We start from the raw sequence: 19,782 nt of genomic DNA on the forward strand, positions 1-19,782 counted from the left end.
CGCGACCCGTTCTTGAGCGGCGGGTCCAACTGAGTAGGCCAGCCTCATTTTAAAACCAGTTGCCTGGGGAATGTTGTCAAGTCTTCCCGCCCGGTTTCAGTCACGATGAAGGACTGCGTAATTGTGACACCAATATCGTAGGACCATAGTCCGGGCATCATGTGAAACGCCATGCCGGGCTCAAGAACAGTCGGATCACTGCGGCGAAGACTAGCGGTGCGCTCGCCCCAAGTCGGCGGGAAACCGATGCCTATTGAATATCCAAGCCTGGCTTCCTTGTGAAATCCGTGCGTCGCAATCACCTCCTGCCAGGTACGCTCGATATCGGCGCAACTAACTCCTGGCTTCACTTTCGCTAGCGCTGCCTCGATTCCTTCGACAACCGCGTCGGACAGCCGGATATAAGACGCCGGTGGCGAGCCGAGAAAGATCGTCCGGCCTATCGGCGCATGGTAGCGACGACGGCAGGCAGACGTCTCCACGTTAACTGGAACGTCCGTGCCGATAATGCGGTCCGACCATGGTGCATGTGGCTCGCCCGATCGCGAACCCGTGAGCACATAAGGCGCGCTCGACGGATACACACCGCCGTATTCCGGAGTGCCAGCTATCATACGCTGATAAATTACCGCCACCAGGTCACATTCGCGCATGCCAGGCCTCGCAGCCTCGATCGCGTCCGTGATCACCGCATTTGAGATCTTCCCTGCTTCCCGCATCATCGAGACTTCGGCTGGGCTCTTGCGGATACGGATCCAGTTGATGAGCAATTCGGCGTCAAGAAAGCGCACATTTGGCAGAGATGAGACCAGTTTCGCGTGCGTGCGTGCCGCATAATAAAAAGACCCTGTCTCGACGCCGATGGCCTCGAGCGTTGGGCAAAGGTCTCTAAGTTGTGCAATGAGGAAATCGACGGGATCGCGCTCTGTAGATTGCACATATTCGTCGGTATAGGGACGAATGGCGTTGTCTGATAAATACGTCATCCGCCGGACCGACACCGCGTCCATGAAGCGGCCTATCCAGATGGATTCACTAAGATCGCGATGAACAACCATCATTTGGAATACGTAAAAGGAATGGGCCTCATAGCCTGTAAGATAGTAGATATTTGATGGATCGCTGATCAGCAGCGTATCCATCTCGCGCCGTTCCATTTCCTTTTTGACCATGTCCATGCGATGAGAAAATTCCTCCTTTTCGAACAATATTCCGTCTCCAGTATGGCTCATAACACCATTTCCCTTAGCTTCCTGATCGATCATCTTATTCGTCTACCCACAACACGTCTCTGGGCTGAAGCCAGCATTTCATCAGACGAAGTCTGAAGCGAGGCAAAGCCATGGATCTCGCGCCAAGCTTCTGTTCAACATCGGACTTCAACTGCACGGTCAAGCAGCTGGAACGTCATCTGCGCGAGCGCTTAGTGGAGTCTCCCGAAATAAATGTCAGTCCATCGGTTCGTTTGACTTTCCAGGAACAAAACCAGCTTCGCGCATCGTGGAGCCAACTGGTTTCCCCCACAGTTAGAATACGAAGTGACGTTGATGCGTGATTCCCGTATCCTGATGTCCTCTTTGCTGGATTTACACGCCTATGGCTTCTCTAGACAGTTGCGAGTGTCCACATATCGCTTTCGCCTGCATCTACCGGATTGTTATGATTTCGATTTGCCAGGTGAGTCAAATTGCGTGGTCGCCGCAGCCGCTCTAAGAGCATTGCGGGCTACGCAAAGAAAGCGTCATTGACGAATCTCCGCGCTCTATCGTTTCTGGCGAACAAGTTTGCAAGGTGTAATTCATCAAATGTGGCCAGCCGCCGCGGTAGCGCAGGGGTATCGCGAGCGCGTAGCTAGCCATTTCGAACATCCAACAAGCTAGGCAAGCTGGACCCGGCTCGCGTGTGGATGTGCGGCGTTGGTGTTGCCAGCGCAAGCGACGAGGCTGCGCAGAGTTCTGCTATCTACTACACCGAATTCGCTGTGGAATAATGATCCTATCGCAGCCGCCAGGGATCACGTCGGCTCGTCTTTGCAAGGTGTTGCTCTGCGATAGGACTGATGCGGCTGATCGTGCGAGGTGAGGCAATCTCGAATGCAACGATTAATCTCAGACAGGAAGGTGAATCCCATCGTGGCTTCGAGGCGGAGAAGCGCATGGACACTACCATAGTCTGGTTCTTGCGACTGAGTTGCCCGATCGGTACTGCTTCTCATCATCGAAGGTGCGCCTCGACCGCCTCCTGCGGACATCGTCTTCAGCGGCCACGATATCAAGAGGGGTAATTTCACTTCACCACAGTTAGCATGATCTCGCTGCCGTGCGCAGCTATCCGGTCTTCGCTATGCCGGACGTTCCGCGGCGGCTCCCGTGATTCTTGCCACTGAACCGGGCAATGCAATCACGAGGTAAATAAAAGTATGGGTGCAAGCTCAACTCCGTGTCGACGCACTTAGCGGCTGTTAGGGGGGCGTGCTACAACGATGCCCTTGGTTGCTTGAGCCTATTTGATTTGGTAGCTGCCCAACGGGGTGGTCCATGATTTAATTTGGCTTAGGGCGAGAGCGAGCTGCCTCTTAAGAGACAATGCGAGCCGCAGTATGGAGATGGTGATGAAGCTCGCTCCGGAGCTTATTCGGAGACCGCTCTCCAGAGCGCCCGGATCGAACAAAGGCCGAGGGAGGCTCTATTGGGCAATCGAAATGAGCGGTGTTGTGAACAATGACTCTTCGGGCAGCTTTGCAAAGTGATCGACGCGAGGATGGAAGTGATCTCCTCCCCCGGAGTTCTTTGCCGATCGCTCCACAAGACCCGCAGCGGCGTCTGGTATCGAACAGACGTGCATGTGCACCGACGATAAGCTGCTTGCCAAAAAGCCGGTGACCAACATGGAAATGTATCGCAGCCGTTCTCGCGGTCGGAGCAGTTCCGCTTCGGTGCGAGCGAGGGCGGGCGCTAAGGCAAGCAGATCAATAGAATTGATCGAGCTCCGTGTTCGGCCGCGAGACCTTGATCGCGAGGATATGCACGCGCACCCTTTCCCAACCATTCGGATCCACTCGGACCGAGTACTGCCATCTCACGTTTAGCTGCCAACGCGGTTCGCAGCGAGAGCGGTCTCGAAAAGAGACGAAGGAAGCTATGGACCAATCAGTCGACGACAGACATAAGCAATCCGAGTTTAGCCGCCGGAATGTTTTGCGGGCTGCCGCTGCAGGTATGACTATTCCTGGAGTCGCGCGAGTCACGATGGCGTTCGCGCAGCGGAAGCTTGCCAGTAGGGGTGGTCAGGTAATCGTGTTTTCGACGGGAGGCGCGTTCACCCAGAGCGTGCGCAAATACGTCTTCGAGCCATTTACCGAAGCAACCGGGATTAGGGTGATCGATGTGATCGGCGATCTTGCCGAGCCTCAGGTCAAGGCGATGAATCAGGCCGGACGTGTTGATTGGGATAGTGCGCTCGTACGAGCGTGCATCTTTCCGCCGATGCATGCTGCTGGTATGTTCCTGCCTATTGACTACAACCTTTGGGACACCGAGTCCGTAGAGGGTACACCCAAATCGGTCCGTCTCAAGGAGGGGGTCTTGGCTATCGCATCGGCCAACTTGATCACCTACGATAAGCGGGTATTTGGCGATGGTAATGGTCCAAAAAACTGGGAGGATTTCTGGAACGTCAAAGTCTTTCCCGGTCCCCGCGCACTAACGCAGCTGCCCGCGAACGCAAAAAACAATATCGTGTTGGCCTTGGAAGCCGATGGGGTGGCGAAAGCAGACATCTGGCCCCTGACAGATCACAAGATCGACAGGGCGCTAGAGAAGCTCGACCAAATTAAACCACACGTAACGAAATGGTGGACGGGGGCGGGTGAGCCAACGCAGTTGCTCATCAACCGGGAGGTCGTAATGACAAGCTGTTACGACGGGCGTGCCATCGCCGGAATCCGTCAAGGTGCACCCATTCAGATGGCTTGGGATGGTGCATACGTGAGCTACACGTATTGGACGGTGCTGAAGGGGGGAGCAAACAGCGAAAACGCGCAAAAGCTGATTGCTTTCGTAAATCGAGCCGCAATTGCTGCGAACTTTACCATCGGAACGGGGTATCCGGGCCCAAATACAAATCAGCTCAAATATTTGCCATCTGATCTGGTTCCGCTGCTAAGCAATGGTCCAGAGAATGCCTCGAAGGTGGTGCTTGAGGATTCGGCTTGGCTCGCCTCCCAGCGCCCGGATGGCAAGACGAATCTCGAGCACATCGGGGAACGGTGGCTGGCATGGCGGGTACAGTGACCTTGCCGAAACGCGACCTAAGATCGGAGGGCTCGGTTTCACTTTCGGTCGGGCCCACGCCGTGGGCTTGGCTCCTGCTGCCAGGGGGCATCTTTCTATCAGCGCTCTTTGTGGTGCCGCTCGCAGAACTCCTGATGCTGTCGCTTGGGATGCCAAAGGGGACTTTGGCGAATTATCTGCGCATCAGCACGGATCCCGCCTATGTGGCCGTGCTGCGAACAACCTTGGAGATAAGCGTTTCAGTCACAGGGTTGGCTTTGGTGCTTAGTTACCCGATCGCTTACTCGTTGGTCACGAGTGGATCGGCCCTGCGTACATTCCTTCTCAGCGCGGTTGTATTGCCGTATTTCACCAGCGTACTGGTTCGGACCTTTGCGTGGATCATTCTCCTCGGGCGCGGAGGCATCGTTAATGACATCCTGCTCAAGCTGGGCGTAGTCTCGCAACCAGTCTCGATGCTCTATAACCGCGCTAGCGTGATCATCGGTATGACGCAAATCGTCGTGCCGCTCATGATGCTTCCCATGTATACTGTCATGTCGAACATTGATCAGAGACTGTTGCGTGCCGCATGGGCGAGCGGCGCGAGCCCGCTTGCGGCCTTCCTGACGATTTTCATGCCGCTGAGCCTGCCGGGTGTTAGCGCAGCAGTGCTGCTCGTCTTTGTCAATTGCCTTGGTTTCTATGTCACGCCGGCATTGCTTGGTAGCTTGTCTGATTTCACCATCACAATGCAAATCTACACGGAGGTGGTGGACCAACTCAACTGGAGCTATGGAGCTGCGCTATCTATCGTGCTCCTGGCAGGGGTGCTGGCAATTCTGTGGATCGGCTCGCGCTTCTACCCTATCGCTCAGCTCCTGGGGTTGTCCGATGACAAGAGTGCTCCGGATGCAGTGGTCAACCGCCGAATAAAATGGCACTGGCTGATGTACGTGGGCACGGCAGCCAACGTGCTCGATCGCCGGCTGCCATCAATGCGGAGCTATGGCGTATCAACTGTTGCGAGCCTGTTGGGCGTGCTTCTTCTGTTACCCTTAGTGATTGTGGTCTATCTGTCGTTCAGCTCGTCGCCCTACTTCGAGTTCCCTGCGCCAGGATACTCGCTCCGCAATTACCGCGCATATATCTCTGATCCCGATTGGATGAACGCTACACTTACGAGCATTCGCATTGCGTTGATGGCCACAGTTATGGCAACCGTCGTCGGAGCCACGCTCGCCTTTGGTCTCGTCCGCGGTCGTATACCCGGTCGCGGCGCGATGATTGCGCTCGTGCTTTCGCCAATCATATTGCCGAGTATCGTTGTGGCGGTCGCGACCTATTTCCTGCTCGTGCGGGTAGGACTTCAGGGCACCGAATTCGGATTGGCACTTGGTGAGGCAGTTTACTCCATCCCGTACGTGGTGATCCTTTTGGTCGCGAATATTCGCGACCTCAACCCCGCGTCCGAGCGGGCGGCTCGCAGCCTTGGGGCAGGGCCTGCGGCCACCTTCCGCACCGTCATCGTTCCGCTGCTTATGCCGGCCTTGATCGCCGCGGCATTCTTCGCTTTTCTGCACTCGTTCGACGATGTCGTGTACGTGCTGTTCCTTGGCATCGGAGTCATCACGACCTTGCCCATCCTTATGTGGCAGAGCATTACGCAGGGCATTGAGCCCACCATTTTGGCGGTAGCCACGCTGCAGGTGCTATTGGCGGCAACCGTAATTGTTACCGGTGCCTTGCTCCGGCGCAGAAGAGACGCCTGACGGTTCGGACACAGCAAGCACATGTTAATATTTACTAGGGAGCCGAAATGTTGATGAGAGCCGGGTTGAGCAGCGCTGATATGCAAACCGGAGGAATCGTGTTGCATAAGCTCCATAAGCAATACGGTCGCGCAACAGCTGTTAATGATGTCAGTCTTTCGGTTGCGCCCGGAGAATTCATCTCGTTGCTCGGTCCGAGCGGGTCGGGAAAGACAACGACTCTGATGATGATCGCTGGTTTCGAGATGCCGGATAGCGGTCAAGTGCTGTTGGATGAGAGAGACATCACGCGCCTACCGCCTCATCGTCGCGAACTCGGTGTAATATTTCAGAACTATGCTCTCTTCCCGCACATGACCGTTGCGGAGAACGTAGCCTATCCGCTTCGGATGCGGCGCTTGGCGAAACCAGAGATCGAAGCGCGGGTACGTCGCGTGCTTGATCAGGTACACCTGAGTGCATTGGCTTCACGCTACCCACACCAAATGTCCGGCGGTCAGCAGCAGCGAGTGGCGATAGCCCGAGCCCTGGTCTTCGAGCCACCCGTGTTGCTTCTCGACGAGCCCTTAGGCGCGCTCGACAGGAAGTTGCGGCAGCATCTCAGGAATGAGATCAAAATCCTGCACAAAGAGGTCGGCAAGACTATGATCTATGTCACGCACGATCAGGATGAGGCGCTAGCTATGTCCGATCGAGTAGCGGTGATGCACGAGGGCCGGATCCGACAGGTCTCTGCGCCACAAGAGATCTATCGCAGGCCAGCCGATCTGTTTGTGGCCGGTTTCGTCGGAGAGGTTAATCTCATACCCGTCCAGCTCAGGTCCGGCGTCGTTCACGGTCCTGCAGGTGAGAGATTGCCTGCTGGGTCGCGATCCGACGCGGATTTGGATGCTACGCTTTGTGTGCGGCCCGAGCATTTGCACCTCGAGAAAACCGCCACCGGGAGGTCAGCTGAAATTCACGGGAGCATCGTCGATATGACTTTCGTTGGCGATGCGACAATCTATGAGTTTCGCAGTGAGTCTGGCTTGCAGCTGACGTCGAAGGTTCTGAACGTGTCCACTAAAGCGATGCCAGGCATCGGAGATGCATGTGTCGCCTCGTGGGCCGCAAATGACGCGAGCATACTGACTGAGTAGCTTGCACGCAGCAACTTACGCCTTAACGTGACGCTTATCAGAAAGTACTAACCTCGCCCCACATGCGACCGGCGTGTCAGGGCGATAACACTATACATAAGCTCGTCGCTTCAGGGAGATGATTATGCCCAATGAGACTTCGGTACTTACCATTGTCATCAATCACCCTGCTGCCGAAACCTACGCGCTGCTTATTGAAGAGCGTTTCCCCCAGGTTCGCACCATCATGGCGCCGAATTCCGAACGGCTGGAGCGGTATATAGGAGATGCGGACGCGCTGCTTGCGTCTTGCTTTCCTGTAGAACTCTTTGATCAGGCGAAGAAGCTGCGTTGGTTCCAATGCACTAACGCCGGTGTCGATTCCATGTTGCCGATCCGCGATCGGGCGGGGCACATCATAGTCACCAACGTGCGCGGCATTCATGCTGACATCATCACAGATTTCGTGATGGCCGGCGTAACGATGCTGCATTGGAATTTTCGAAGGCTCTTGCGCGAGCAGGCGGAACGGAAATGGAGCCCGTGCTGTGTGGCGCCTTTGGCCGAGAAGACGCTCGGCGTCGTCGGGCTTGGCTCGATCGGAGCGACGATCGCACGACGGGCGAAGAGCGCCGGAATGACCGTGGTCGGCTCAGACCGAGAAACTTCTGTCCCGGTAGAGGGTATCGACCACCTGTTTCCGGCACGTGCACTTAGAGAATTACTGCCGCTTTGCGATTTCGTGGTCCTAGCTGTGCCGGCGACGGCCGAGACCGTGGGCCTCATCGGCGCAGCCGAGCTCGCCGGCATGCGGCGCGATGCCTTTCTAATCAACATTTCTCGAGGGAGTGTCGTTGTGGAGTCCGAACTAATCAAGGCGCTTCAGCAAGGCGTAATAGCCGGCGCTATGCTTGACGTCTTCGAGCGGGAACCGCTGCCTCAGGATAGTCCGCTGTGGGACATGCCAAACGTGATTGCAACTCCTCATACTGCGGGAAATCCAACAAACTATGTGGAGCGAGTCTTCTCAATCTTTGGCGACAACATCGAGCTTTTTATGAAGGGACAGACGCTGAAGAACATCGCGGATCTGGGGCGCGGCTATTGAGGCCATATGCGCAGCGGGATTGATTCGATGCGGCCGGTCACGACCGGATCCGCCGGATGTACGACGCGATCGCGACGGTCGCTCGTAACGATTATCCCTGCTCGGGCTACTGCGCGGCTATCGATTTTGATTATCGCGGGTAGCTTCGTCGCATGATCAGTGCCGAGGAGATAGGGGGCGGAACGCCGGAGTATGGAAGTTCACCTCGGGCTTTGACGCGCCAACATGCAGGCGAGCGCACTTAGTCGTGGCCTACGACCATCATCGTCTTGTGCCAGATCGCTCAACAATCCCGAGCCGCCGTCACCAAGCTAGCATACCGCGTAGGCTTGCAAGTGAGGTTGTGAAACAAATGCGACGATCTGAGGTCACAGTGTGGTGGTCGAGATCACCGCTGGCGCGGGCATGGCGCAATGGACGACAAGTATCCCAAGGCCGCCGCCATGATTTTGGAGTCGGGTCGCGAGGTCTTTGCATCCAGCGATACGATGGCAAAAGTTAAGGAGTCCCAGCCGACTGATTGGGCGCAGCTTTGAAGTCTGGGTCCACCACAATCGCCTACGAAGCCGTGACCGATGCCCAAAGCGACCACCGCTGCTTGTCCGCATGAGGGAGGTCGTGGGCCGGCCTCCGATCGATGCCACTGGTCGGGCCTGAAGCGATGTGCTGGCGGGCGGCTGGTTCATCGGTGGCCTGCCAAGCGTTCAGCCAGCTCATATAGTGGTGATCGGGAGCGGGGCGGTGCGCATGCGCCGCAGACGGCGGCGGGGGCTTTGGGCGCCGCGGTCACAATCCTCGGCCGCTCGATAGCTCAGCTTCGCGAGCTCGACGAACTCTCCGAAGGCCGCGTTCGTGCCAGGTTCTTGACCCTCGACGTGGTTGAAGACGAGCTACCTTCGGCCCACCTTGTTATCGGTCCGGTGCTCGTCCAGGAGCGAGAGCGCCGAAGCTCATCACCCGGCGGATGTTAAGCGTGATGCGCAAAGGGTATCCCTCCATTGAGGGCCGCCTTGTTTGAGGAACGCGATCGCTGCAGGTCCTAGGGGTAATCCTAGGAGAAGCGCTATGACGATTTCGAGGGCGGAGGTGATCACATCGGTCGAGCGGCGGCGCCGGTGGTCGCAGGATGAGAAGGAGCGGCTCGTTGCAGCATCGCTCGAGCCCGGAGCCAGTGTTTCCTAGGTGGCTCGCGTAGCTGGCCTTCATGTGAGCCACCTGTTCAGGTGGCGCAAAGAGCTTTGCAAGCACGGCGAAGCGAGTATAGCGCCGTTCGTGCCGGTCGCGATTGGGCCGTCTGTATCGCCGCGGGAAGTGGCCGAAGCGCTGGTGACGATGACGACGGCGCGTCGTCGGAGAAGCCAGGGCATCATCGAGATTGATCTTGGTAGCGGGCACCGCATCCGGGTCGATGGCGACGTTGATGGAGACGCGCTACGTCGCGTTCTCGATGCTCTGGTACGCCGATGATCCCGGTTCCGACGGGCGCGCGAGTGTGGCTCGCGACAGGCTACACGGACATGCGCCGTGGCTTTCCGCCGTTGGCACTCCAGGTGCAGGAGGTGCTGCGCAAGGACCCGCTCAGCGGTCATCTGTTCGTCTTCCGCGGTCGCCGAAGCGATCTGTGAAGGTGATCTGGCACGATGGCCAGGGGGCATGCCTGTTTACCAAGAGACTCGAGAGAGGAAGGTTCATCTGGCCATCGGTTGCGGGCGAAGCAGTGACGATCTCACCGGCGCAGATGAACTACCTGTTGTCCGGAATCGATTGGCGCAACCCTCAAGAAACGCTGCGACCAACGCGGGTCGGATAGCCGCTTTACGGTTTGAATCTGCAACGTGATCTGATTCAATGGCTTCATGACGTCGAAGCCGGACGACCTTCCATCGGACCTCGTGAGTGCCTTGGTGCCGCTATCGACGCTGGCCGACCAGGTCGGCCACGGAACCTTCGCCGTCATGCCGCTGTTCCAGCTGATCGAGCGTCATGCGCTCGCGGCCGAGCGCCTTCATGGCGACGACACCACCATCCGCATCCTGGCCAAGAGCAAGTGCACGACTGGGCGAATCTGGACCTATGTGCGGGATGACCGGCCCTACGGTGGGCCTGCGCCGCCGCCGGCGGCGGTCTACTACGCCTCGAGCGACCGACGGGGCGAACATCCCCAGAAGCATCTGGCCGCCTTCGCCGGTATCCTGCAGGTGGATTGCTATAGCGGCTTCGAGCCGTTGTTCGACCCGAAAAGGAAAGCGATGCCGATCACGCCGGCATTTTGCCTGGCCCATGCGCGGCGGGGCTTCTTCGAGCTGGCTGAATCGAGAAAACTGCCCGGGACGGACAGAAAGGCAAACCGGTCTCCCCGATCGCGCTGGAAGCCGTCAGGCGTCTGGACGCCCTGTTCGAGATCGAGCGCGCCATCAACGGCCGCAGCGCCGACGAGCGGCGTGCCGTGCGCCAGGAGAGAAGCAAGCCGCTGCTCGACGACATGCCCGCCTGGCTGCTCCGCGAGCGGGAAACCCTCTCGCGCTCCTCCGAGTGTCAATCGGCCCTTTAATTGCGGATTGATGTCAACTCTCGTTTTGAAGCCATTCGGCAAGACGGTAGCGCTCGGCCCGTCGGAGCGGGTCGGGGTTGCGGAGACGGGACGAGCGCGGCTGGTAGCTCGATAGCCAGCTCGGTAGTATTGGTCGATTAGCCCTCACCCAAATTTCAACAATCCGCTGCCCTCGCTGAGGTCATGGTCCTTTCCGAGGTCGCAAGCGCCTCATGATGATGTCCGGATCGGGTGCCTCATCGTTTGCAACGGCGTGCGGACGAGCCGCCACCAGCCGATTGACCGAGGTCACCACGACCACCGTCCCAGCGGGACATCGCCGGCCCGGCGGACCGGGCCAGGAGCTTACAAAATAAGGTCAGGCCGGCGCGTGGCCCCAGTCGAACGACGTTCCATCGACCCAAATGCAGTGGAGGATCACTGCGATCTTGCGGGCAATGGCGACCTTTGCCTTTTTTCATACCGATCCGCTTCGCGAGCTTCATTCCCCAGGCCTTGAGGGAAGACCATTTTTTGGTCCGATAGAGAAGGACGGTCGCTGCCTCGAACAGGTAAGTTCGGAGAAGCCTGTCGCCCCATCTGGATATCTTGCCGCTAGTGTCTGTTTCACCAGACTGGTTGCGCCGAGGTGTGAGGCCGAGATAGGCGCCGACTGCCGAGGCCGATCGGAAGCGAGACGGGTCATCGATCGTATGTCGGAACGTCAAGGCAGTCACCACGCCGACACCAGGGACCGTCATCAGGCGACGCGTCGTCTCGTCAGACTTCGCCAATCGGCGGACCTCGTCGTCGAATTTACTCTGCTGCTGGCAGATATGCTCATGAATCGACAGGAGCGGCCCGATCACGTTGAGGAGTTGATGATCTTCGCCCAATAGCTCGCCGACCTGGTTACGGAACTGTTGGCCAATCGCGCGAGGGAATAGTAACCCACATTCCTTGATCAGACTGCGGACCTGGTTCTCGATATCCCGGCGTATGGACACAAGGCGGAATCGCGCAACAAGGATCGCTCGAACCTTTTGGCTCTCCTCGCTTTTGATTGTGACTTCTCGATACCACCCAACCCGCACCAGTTCGGCAAGGCCCCGAGCATCATTTCGATCGCTCTTGTTCATGCGGACCGACAGTGCCGCGTGCGCATGTCTAGCATCGATGCAAACGACGGGGAGTTCAACCCTACGAAGCTCGTGCCAAAGCCAGCTTGCCATCGCGCCCGTCTCAAAGCCGATGCGCTCCGCCAATGGCGCATGTTTGCGAAGCAGCTTGGACAGATCGCCGGGATCAGACTTGGCCTTTCCTTCAAAAAGCGTTTGGCCAGTCTCGTTGACCACGCAAACCGAAGTCTCTCTTTGCGAGACATCCAGGCCGACGTATTGCCTCATGACAGCTCCTCCGAATCGCTTGATTGCGAGAGCTCGACGATAACGGAGCTTTCGTGCCTCGAGCGCTGACCGCAATTACGTCATCGTGTTCAAATTTGACCCCCGTCGAGGCCGAGCTTCTTCACGCCGACAGCGGCGTACCGGTAGAGGATCTTGCCGACCTCGGTCGAGCCAGTGAAGCCGACGAAGCGGCGGGATGCTTGCACAGAACCTTTGCCGATCGGCCGCGAATCCGCGGTGACGATGTTAAAGACACCCTTGGGCTCGCCGGCCTTCTTGGCGAAGGCGACAAGCGCCAGAGCGGCGTCTCGCGGTCAGGGTCATCGCATTGCTCCTAGCGAGCGGTCGAATCCGAGCGATCGGGTCTTTAGCGAAAAATGGCCGCGCGAGATACCGCGCGGCCAAGTCAGGGAGGAAACGCCCCGAAGGGCACTGAATAGGAGCGCAGTAAGAAGATGAACTCGCTGGCAACTCCAATCTTGCACGAAACGTCGCCAAATCGTGCAAGCCCACATCGCATACTCAATTATTCGGGAGGATTGGCGGCGTTCGCTATGATATCCTGCAGTTTTTATGCGCAAATGCCGTCAAGCTCGCAGCAACTGCTACCTTGAAGCTAATCTTCCGAGAATGTTCAAACTTGGCTGCTGTTCATTGCGGCCATCGAACAAATCGCTTGGTGTACGCGTGCGTGCCTTTCTAGCGTCGGCTTCAGGATTTCGAAATCAATCTAAATTAGTCAGCGCCTCGTCAACGAGTTGGCAGACAAATTTAGCGCTCGGCGATTTAGCAGCATAGCTGCGTGTCGCGACAGCGCCGGCCAGCATCGGGCGTGTCAGGACAGTCATTTGAGGGGGCAAAATGAGCAAGTTTGCGATCGCGATTCGCTGGATATCATCACTGCCTCGTGGATTCCGCATTGGGCTACGCGAGCAGCTGGCACTCCTAGGGATTTCAGGGGTCATTGTCACGGGCGCAATCTGCGCTGCCGCCCTGCTCTACGGGAGCGTGGCGCAACGTGAGTCGAATGCCAGCAACGAATTTAAGGACCACGTCGTATCGTTGTCACAATCATTTTTGGAGTCTGGGCAAATTGCGACCGAATTCGAGCGCAAGCCCAGTGAAGAATCGATCAAAAAGCATGCGGATAATTATGAGCGCCAGCTCGCGGCTTTAAGCCATGTCGAGGCATTCGTGACTGACGTGCCCGACGATAGCCCCATGAAAGAGGTAACCTCTCTGCGATCCGTCATTAATCTCTATGCAACGCGCTTCCAGAACGTGGTCTCGGCGCAACGAAACCTCGGCTTCAACGAGAACGAGGGATTTCAAGGCAAGTTGCGAAAAGCGGTGCGTGCCGTTGAGCTCCCGGTGAGCGAGCTCAATCAGCCTCAGCTCGCGATATTGATGCTGAAGATGCGCCGCCACGAGAATGAGTTCATGTTGCGCGGCGAAGACAAGGATGGCGATCAACTCGTGGAGTGTGAGGCGGAATTTGAAACCGTTCTTGCGCAAGCCAACCGTCCGCCTGAGGTAAAATCCTCAATCCAGTCACTGATCCGCGCTTACAAGGCGGACTTTCTGTCGCTCATGGTGACAAGGCAGACGCTGCACGACCAGGTGGATGACTTGGAGCAGATCTACGAGCGCATTCATCCGACGCTCATGAGGATTGTAGCTGCTGCGGACGCTCGTTCGCATCTGGCGGGTACTCGTGCTGATCACATTCAGCGGAAGTCTTTCTGGATAATAGGGCTGGGAACTGCGCTCGTGGGACTGCTCGCTTTGCTATTTGGTCAGCGGCTTGCCAGGACGATCGCCTCAATGACCTCGGCCATGCGTCAGCTTGGCGAGGGCCGGTTTGATGTCATGCTGCCGGGCCTCGGGCGCAAAGATGAGCTCGGTGACATGGCTGAAGCGATCGAGATGTTCAAGCTGCGAGCGAGCGAGAGGGCGCAAGCTGATCTGGATGCAAGTGCCGAACAGGATCGAGCGGTTGCCAATCAGCGTAGAGCCGACATCGCTCGGCTCGCGGGTGAATTTGAGGAGGCCATAGGGCAGGTGATTGACACAGTTTCATCCGCTTCGACGCAGCTTGAAGCGTCCGCACGAAGCCTCACGTGTTCGGCGGATCAAAGTCAGAAACTCTCGGTCGAGGCGGCGGCCTCTTCGGAAGAAGCGTCCGTCAACGTTCAACACGTCGCGGTTGCGACAGGCGCGAAATGGCGGCGACCATCGCCGACGTCGGCCGACAGGTCGAGGAAGTCTCCAGCATGGCACGCCAAGCTGTCCGCAAGGCCGAACTCAGCGATCAGCGTATGGCTAGTCTCGCAGCCGTGGCGGAGCGAATCGGTAGCGTGATCCAATTGATTGCCACGATCGCGCGGCAGACCAATTTACTTGCGCTGAATTCGACGATCGAGGCGGCGCGCGCCGGCGACCTGGGCCGAGGCTTCGCCATTGTCGCCCAAGAAGTGAAGTCTCTGGCGGCGGAAACCGCGCAGGCAACCGTCGAGATTAGCGATCAGATTGGTGGCATTCAGGCAGCGACGAGCGAGGCTGTCGGGGAGATTACGGAGATCGGCGTCATCATCACGCGCATCTCGGAGATCGCCATGGCTGCCGTCGGTTCTATTGAAGAACAGAAGGCGACGGGGCAGAGTATCGCGCTCAACTTACAGGAAGCGGCTGCCAAGACCGTACACGTGGCTTCGAGCGCCGGCGCAGTCACAGACCGCGCAAAAGAAACTGGAGGTGCATCGGTACAGGTGCTCAAATCTGCTGAGCTGTTGTCGGGGGAAAGCTCCCGGCTAAAGCACGAGCTAGACTGCTTCCTCAGCGGGATTCAAGCCGCCTAGCCTCGCCTATTAGAACAACGTATCTGTTAATCCCTCTTTCCGCCCCCCGCTGCGACTCGCCATCTTGACGAGGCGCGAGAAGCTTTTCGTTTGCCTCCACCGCTCGGTTCTCCGCGCGAGCCGTCCGCAACGTTCCGATCAAGCCCTTCCCATCCCAAGGAATGGAAAGCAAAGTGCCTCGTCCGTAAGGTTGTTGCAACGGCGGCCGGGCTCAAATTCGAGTCACGATGCGTGATTTGTGGCCAACGTCGCCGATCATACCGTTCGTGGCCGTCTCTTGGTGTTCGCGACTAGCGTTAGGGGGCGATGACTGCGCTGTTGCTCGCAGCTTTGCTCCATGAACCTGGCTTTCCGATGCCGCAGACGCGCCGGTTGCGAGTTGGTCGATGACTTTAATGTGGATCCGCATGATCTCCATCGAGACGGCGAGGAGTCTTGTCGGACAACAACCATGCGAACCGGAATGACGGCTTCACCGGATGTTTCAGCGCCGCGATAGCGGGTCTCTTCCTCGGATCGGACCGCTTGATCGCCGGTTCAATTTGATGAGACTGCCCGTGGTCTCGTCATGAATCTGTATCAGTTTCTCAGTAGTTCACGATCGCTTCTACCGGCAGAGATCATGCGTCCGGACTCTGTCAGCCGACGATCAGAAGAAATGAACGTTTTCGGGTTGAGACTTTGCGATGAGCTCCACAAATGTATAGTTTGTGCCACGTTCAATGCAGATATTGCAGTAATGGCGACGTCCGCGAAGGAAACATTGCACGTCGTCAGAAACAAAAACGAGTTCGTTTCATTGACTGAGCGAAGATCGGTCTTACGTGTTCAACGTCAGAGCGAGATCATCGTGCCGCGGTAGAGTCCCGGCGGCGTTGCTCGAAAAGAAACTCGGAATTCTGGACCAGGAAACGCCAAGTCGACGATCGCTCACGCGATCGGCGAAGGCGGAGTGTTGTCTACTGGATCATAGAAACGAGGATAGAACGATGCGAAATGCGAGAATTGTTGAGACGTCTATTCCGCGGGCAAACATTATCAGGCGCGGGCCTCGGCTCGGTGCTGAGATTGTGAACGTCAGACTTTCTGCCGACTCCCCCCAGGACGTTCTCTGCGCCATCCATCAACTGGTGCTTGAGCATAAGGTTATTTTCTTCCGTGACCAGAAGCATCTCGATGACGCCGAGTACGAGCGCCTGGTGACTGTACTCGGCAAGCGGGGTCCGCAGCCCCCGCTCAGCCCGCCTTCCGCACCGGCGTCGATCGTCGAAATTGATTCAGATGACCATTGGTCGACGAATATCATCTACCATGTCGATCCAGGACTCTCCGTTCTGCGGCCCGTGGCGATCGCCGCCGATCGCCGCGACGCGGCCTGGTCGAATATGCGAGCTGCATATCTCGACCTTCCGCAACCGCTGCGTAAGCTCGCCGACGAACTATGGGCAATTTATCGTGATGAATCTGCGGAAGCTGTGGAATTAGCAACTACCGAAGCAATCACGAAGTGTCCGGATGAAGGGTTCGTTCAAGCAAACCTTGAAGTCGACCATCCGGTGGTCGGAGTCCATCCCGAGACGGGTGAGCGCATTCTTGCCCTCGGCAAATTCGAAGGGCGGTTCGTCGGATTGCACAAGGATACCGGGCAGAAGCTGTTTCATCTGCTTCAGTCCTATATCACCGCGCCGGAAAATGCGGTTCGGTGGAGCTGGAAGGTCGGAGACATAGCAATATGGGACAATCGCGCAGCCCGGCACTATCCGATCGATGACAAGCAGAGCGGGCCTAATATGTCGCGAGAACCTCGCTCGCGATCTATCGCCCAGCGTGAATGGTCGCCGCAAAGGGCAGCACAGTAACACGCCAAAGCCTCAGGCAGCGAGGCTGCCTGATTCTGACCTACCAGAGTCGCGCTCTCATACAAGGAGCAAGTCACAGTCTCGCGTTGAGATCGCCCCGCTGCGTATCCAAACGAAATCAGGTTGCGAGTTTTCGCGCGCTCTCGACCAGACCGCGGTCACATCTGATGGCGCGCTCTGGTTCTCCGCATACGGTCGTCTTGCCCGCAGCGGCCGTGCCGGCAGTCCCGATGGGCACCACATTTCATCGGTCGGGCGCGCTCCATTCCGAACTGAGTCCGGCTGTTCTCTCACTTTGCAGCGGGCGGCGTTTGCGTTTGACGAGCTAATACTTCAGAGTTTGGCAGTTCGACGCAAAATTGCTGCTCTGTATCGGGTCAAATTGCTGACATTCAACTTTTGAGGCTCGATACTTATGGTCAGAGATGGACCCATCGGTTGGCTGCCCGCAATCGTTGAGAAAAGCATAGGGTTGGAGGCGTCTGCATCACCTTAACGATCACAGAGCAACGCAGCGCGCCGAGGCTGAACCATGTGCGAGCAGCCCGTAGCGTTTGCCGCAGCTGCGATCGCAATCCCACAGCAGCTACAACTGATCGCGGCCGGGTGCGACCCATGATCCGGCTACGGGCAAACAGATCTGCTCGTGAGTGTTTGTTCTCAGCCACTGCATAAGCCGCCGCAATGTTAAAAAAAAGGGGGAAGGGCCATGACGTCACGCCACGAACGTTCCAAGAATTTGGGGGCAACCGACGCCGATACTGCCGCCTCGTTCGCCACGGCAAACGGTGGATTTGTGACGTCCATTAATCGGTTGCCGGCAGTGAAGGGATTGGAAAGCAGGTTTGATCCGCCGGAATCTCCTGGGAAAGAGGCAGGTGTAGATGGTCAAGCTCCGATCTGCGGGACCTCATGACTTCTTGGTGGTTCAGTCAGAGGGGCCGGCTGAGCGAAATATGAGTCGGAGGTGCGTAGATCCAGTCAGGGCGAGTTCCCGCACCGCGAGATGGCTCAGTAGCGTGCCCAACCGTGCGTGTCAGTAGCGCGCAGGCCTTGAGGGAAGCTGAACGGCAGTGTGGCGCGCGTTTTCCGCGTTTGCCAAGTGCAAACTGTGAATTTAGACTCTCCGCGTCATTTGCGGCTTTAACAGTCTTGAATTCTGGGCCATGGCGATTCCGCTACGATGGGTTTTCCCTTGGGGGCCTATGCTTGATCCTGCAACCACCGCGCTTCTGCACGCAGTCCTTGATGAGGTCTGCGAACACATCTCCAGTCATGACACAGGCGCTCGCGCTCATGTCGCGTCAAAGATTTTAGAAGCCGCCACCCGAGGCGACACGTCGCCCGAGCGCCTCAAGCAGATCGGACGTGAAGCCCTGGCTGAGGCGCCAACGATGTGGCGATAGTCGCGAAAGGCATGGGGACGTGAATTTCCAGGTCACAGTTCTGAAGGTCCTGGTAAGCTATCCGGACGGCTTCGCAGTGATGGCGGACCTCAAACGCGACATGGCAATTCTTGCGACCAGCGGACGCGACTGGGTCGATCGAACCAAGCGATTGGCCGCGCACGTGCCGGATCTGGACATCTTCTCGCAAGAACTGGTGGAGCGTCTAAATGGGGGGTGGCGCATCACCGGGAAGGGACGGGTAGTTCTGGAGTTCATGGAAGGCCGCTCGCGCCGTCCAGAGCCTGTGGCCGAAGAGGCTCCTTGCAAGTCAGCCGCTCCGTCAGTGCTAATGCTCGGGCTGCCAGAGCAAAGTGCATCGCGCCGCAACGAACGCCGCCAGCGGCGACGCGCCGCCCGCGAACGGGTTGTAGGCCGAATTCAGCAAGGCTGATTTGCCGACCGCCGTGGACCCTTCCCCGATATTGCGTCCATGTGCTTGCTACGAAGGCTGCCGTGCAGATCGGGAGTATAAGGAGGCGTCAAGAGGCTTCCCCAATATTGATGCAGTGCATCAGTTCATTTGCCGGATAGAGCGGGCTACGGACCGTTCACTGGCGGCATCGGGCCGGTCGGAAGCGGCTCGAAACCATTTTGGTGCTGGCTGCGTGCCGCCAACATGATGGCAAAGGCTGTGAAGAGGATGAGAAGACCGCGCATTGCAGAAGACTACCTGAAATGACCCAATGAAATTATGAAACCGCTCACATCCCGAACTCGAGGTGAGTTCGTTCTGATGGCTGAGGAATATCTCGCGTGCGAGGCTACGAGATGCAGGCTGACAACTCGATAGCGCCTTTATTCGCCGCAAGTCGGCGAACCATCCCCTCGCCGCGCTGAAAAAAATGCATTCTCTCTCCACAATAGCAGGAAGAATGCGTCCAGTTTGAGTAATGATTCCGGATCACTTAGCCGATGCTGGTAACGGCCGCTTTCTCTCAGGCGATCGAGGGGATTCCATGTACGATTGTCTCCGGTGGCCTGTTGGCGCTGACTGCTGCAGGGATCGCATTGCTCTGCTCCAGCCTGCTCGCATTTGCGTTGATTTAGCGGTCGCGATCGCGGCTTCATCACCCACGAGTCGACCGAAGTGCCGGACGTAGCCTCTCGCAGGTCCGACCGAGTTGATGAACCTTCAGATCGAGCTGTGCCAAGGCGTAGGGATCAACCCTCGGTCAGGCGCGCTCGCACCGTCTCCCAAACCTAACCAGCTCCGACAGCGCGAGCGCTATCGCCGTGCCGCTGGTAAGCTCAAAAGGAAAGCTTGGCAACAAACCGCAATTAGAGGACGATGACGTAATTGCGGTCAGCGCTCGCGGCCACGAAAGCTCCGTTATCGTCGAGCTCTCGCAATCAAGCGATTCGGAGGAGCTGTCATGAGGCAATACGTCGGTCTGGATGTCTCGCAAAGAGAG

At 57.5% G+C, this 19,782-nt stretch carries 13 protein-coding genes and 4 pseudogenes; 14 read left to right on the top strand and 3 right to left on the bottom strand.

From position 1 onward, the window contains the following. Positions 1-44: 44 nt before the first annotated feature. Positions 45-1,265: a M24 family metallopeptidase gene (locus RAD15_RS09880; RefSeq protein WP_458176719.1), complete on the bottom strand. Its 1,221-nt coding sequence runs from the start codon at positions 1,263-1,265 to the stop codon at positions 45-47. Between the two features lie 1,983 nt (positions 1,266-3,248). On the opposite strand from RAD15_RS09880, the gene RAD15_RS09885 reads away from it, so the two are divergent. The 9 genes and pseudogenes from RAD15_RS09885 to RAD15_RS09925 form a co-directional block, all read left to right on the top strand. Continuing rightward, on the top strand, positions 3,249-4,292 hold the full coding sequence (locus RAD15_RS09885) for an ABC transporter substrate-binding protein (protein ID WP_458176721.1): 1,044 nt from the start codon (positions 3,249-3,251) through the stop codon (positions 4,290-4,292). Next, entirely contained in the window at positions 4,277-6,043 is a 1,767-nt protein-coding gene (locus tag RAD15_RS09890; RefSeq protein WP_458176723.1) for an ABC transporter permease subunit, read from the top strand. Before RAD15_RS09885 ends, RAD15_RS09890 begins: the two co-directional genes overlap by 16 nt. A 65-nt stretch (positions 6,044-6,108) precedes the next feature. Then, positions 6,109-7,182, top strand: coding sequence for an ABC transporter ATP-binding protein (locus RAD15_RS09895; RefSeq protein ID WP_458176725.1), 1,074 nt, complete (start codon positions 6,109-6,111; stop codon positions 7,180-7,182). 124 nt (positions 7,183-7,306) lie between these two features. Then, positions 7,307-8,269, top strand: a complete 963-nt coding sequence (locus RAD15_RS09900; protein WP_458176727.1) for a D-2-hydroxyacid dehydrogenase — start codon at positions 7,307-7,309, stop codon at positions 8,267-8,269. Between the two features lie 413 nt (positions 8,270-8,682). Further along, a complete protein-coding gene (locus tag RAD15_RS09905; RefSeq protein WP_458176729.1) occupies positions 8,683-8,805 on the top strand; it encodes a hypothetical protein in 123 nt (40 codons plus the stop codon). Between the two features lie 39 nt (positions 8,806-8,844). Continuing rightward, complete coding sequence (locus tag RAD15_RS09910; RefSeq protein WP_458176731.1) at positions 8,845-9,240, top strand: hypothetical protein; 396 nt, start codon at positions 8,845-8,847, stop codon at positions 9,238-9,240. A 94-nt stretch (positions 9,241-9,334) separates the two neighbouring features. Beyond that, positions 9,335-9,451: a transposase gene (locus RAD15_RS09915; protein WP_458176733.1), complete on the top strand. Its 117-nt coding sequence runs from the start codon at positions 9,335-9,337 to the stop codon at positions 9,449-9,451. A gap of 335 nt (positions 9,452-9,786) precedes the next feature. Next, positions 9,787-10,079, top strand: a pseudogene (gene tnpB / locus RAD15_RS09920) (IS66 family insertion sequence element accessory protein TnpB). A gap of 103 nt (positions 10,080-10,182) precedes the next feature. Continuing rightward, positions 10,183-10,802, top strand: a pseudogene (locus tag RAD15_RS09925) (IS66 family transposase); the annotation flags it as partial. 376 nt (positions 10,803-11,178) lie between these two features. Here the strand turns inward: RAD15_RS09925 and RAD15_RS09930 are convergent. Both RAD15_RS09930 and RAD15_RS09935 read right to left on the bottom strand, forming a co-directional pair. Continuing rightward, positions 11,179-12,205 (bottom strand): annotated as a pseudogene (locus RAD15_RS09930) (IS110 family RNA-guided transposase). A gap of 98 nt (positions 12,206-12,303) precedes the next feature. Beyond that, positions 12,304-12,510: pseudogene (locus tag RAD15_RS09935) on the bottom strand (aldehyde dehydrogenase family protein); the annotation flags it as partial. A 556-nt stretch (positions 12,511-13,066) separates the two neighbouring features. On the opposite strand from RAD15_RS09935, the gene RAD15_RS09940 reads away from it, so the two are divergent. From RAD15_RS09940 to RAD15_RS09960, 5 genes are all read left to right on the top strand, one after another. Further along, entirely contained in the window at positions 13,067-14,566 is a 1,500-nt protein-coding gene (locus tag RAD15_RS09940) for a HAMP domain-containing protein (RefSeq protein WP_458176735.1), read from the top strand. Beyond that, a complete protein-coding gene (locus RAD15_RS09945) occupies positions 14,524-15,063 on the top strand; it encodes a methyl-accepting chemotaxis protein (protein ID WP_458176737.1) in 540 nt (179 codons plus the stop codon). Before RAD15_RS09940 ends, RAD15_RS09945 begins: the two co-directional genes overlap by 43 nt. Before the next feature lie 989 nt (positions 15,064-16,052). Continuing rightward, positions 16,053-16,922, top strand: a complete 870-nt coding sequence (locus tag RAD15_RS09950; protein WP_458176739.1) for a TauD/TfdA dioxygenase family protein — start codon at positions 16,053-16,055, stop codon at positions 16,920-16,922. 1,205 nt (positions 16,923-18,127) lie between these two features. Then, positions 18,128-18,328 (top strand): hypothetical protein, encoded by a 201-nt coding sequence (locus tag RAD15_RS09955; RefSeq protein ID WP_458176741.1) that lies wholly within the window; start codon positions 18,128-18,130, stop codon positions 18,326-18,328. Between the two features lie 19 nt (positions 18,329-18,347). After that, a complete protein-coding gene (locus RAD15_RS09960) occupies positions 18,348-18,761 on the top strand; it encodes a hypothetical protein (protein ID WP_458176743.1) in 414 nt (137 codons plus the stop codon). Positions 18,762-19,782: the final 1,021 nt, after the last annotated feature.

This window comes from Bradyrhizobium sp. 14AA (assembly GCF_054185205.1).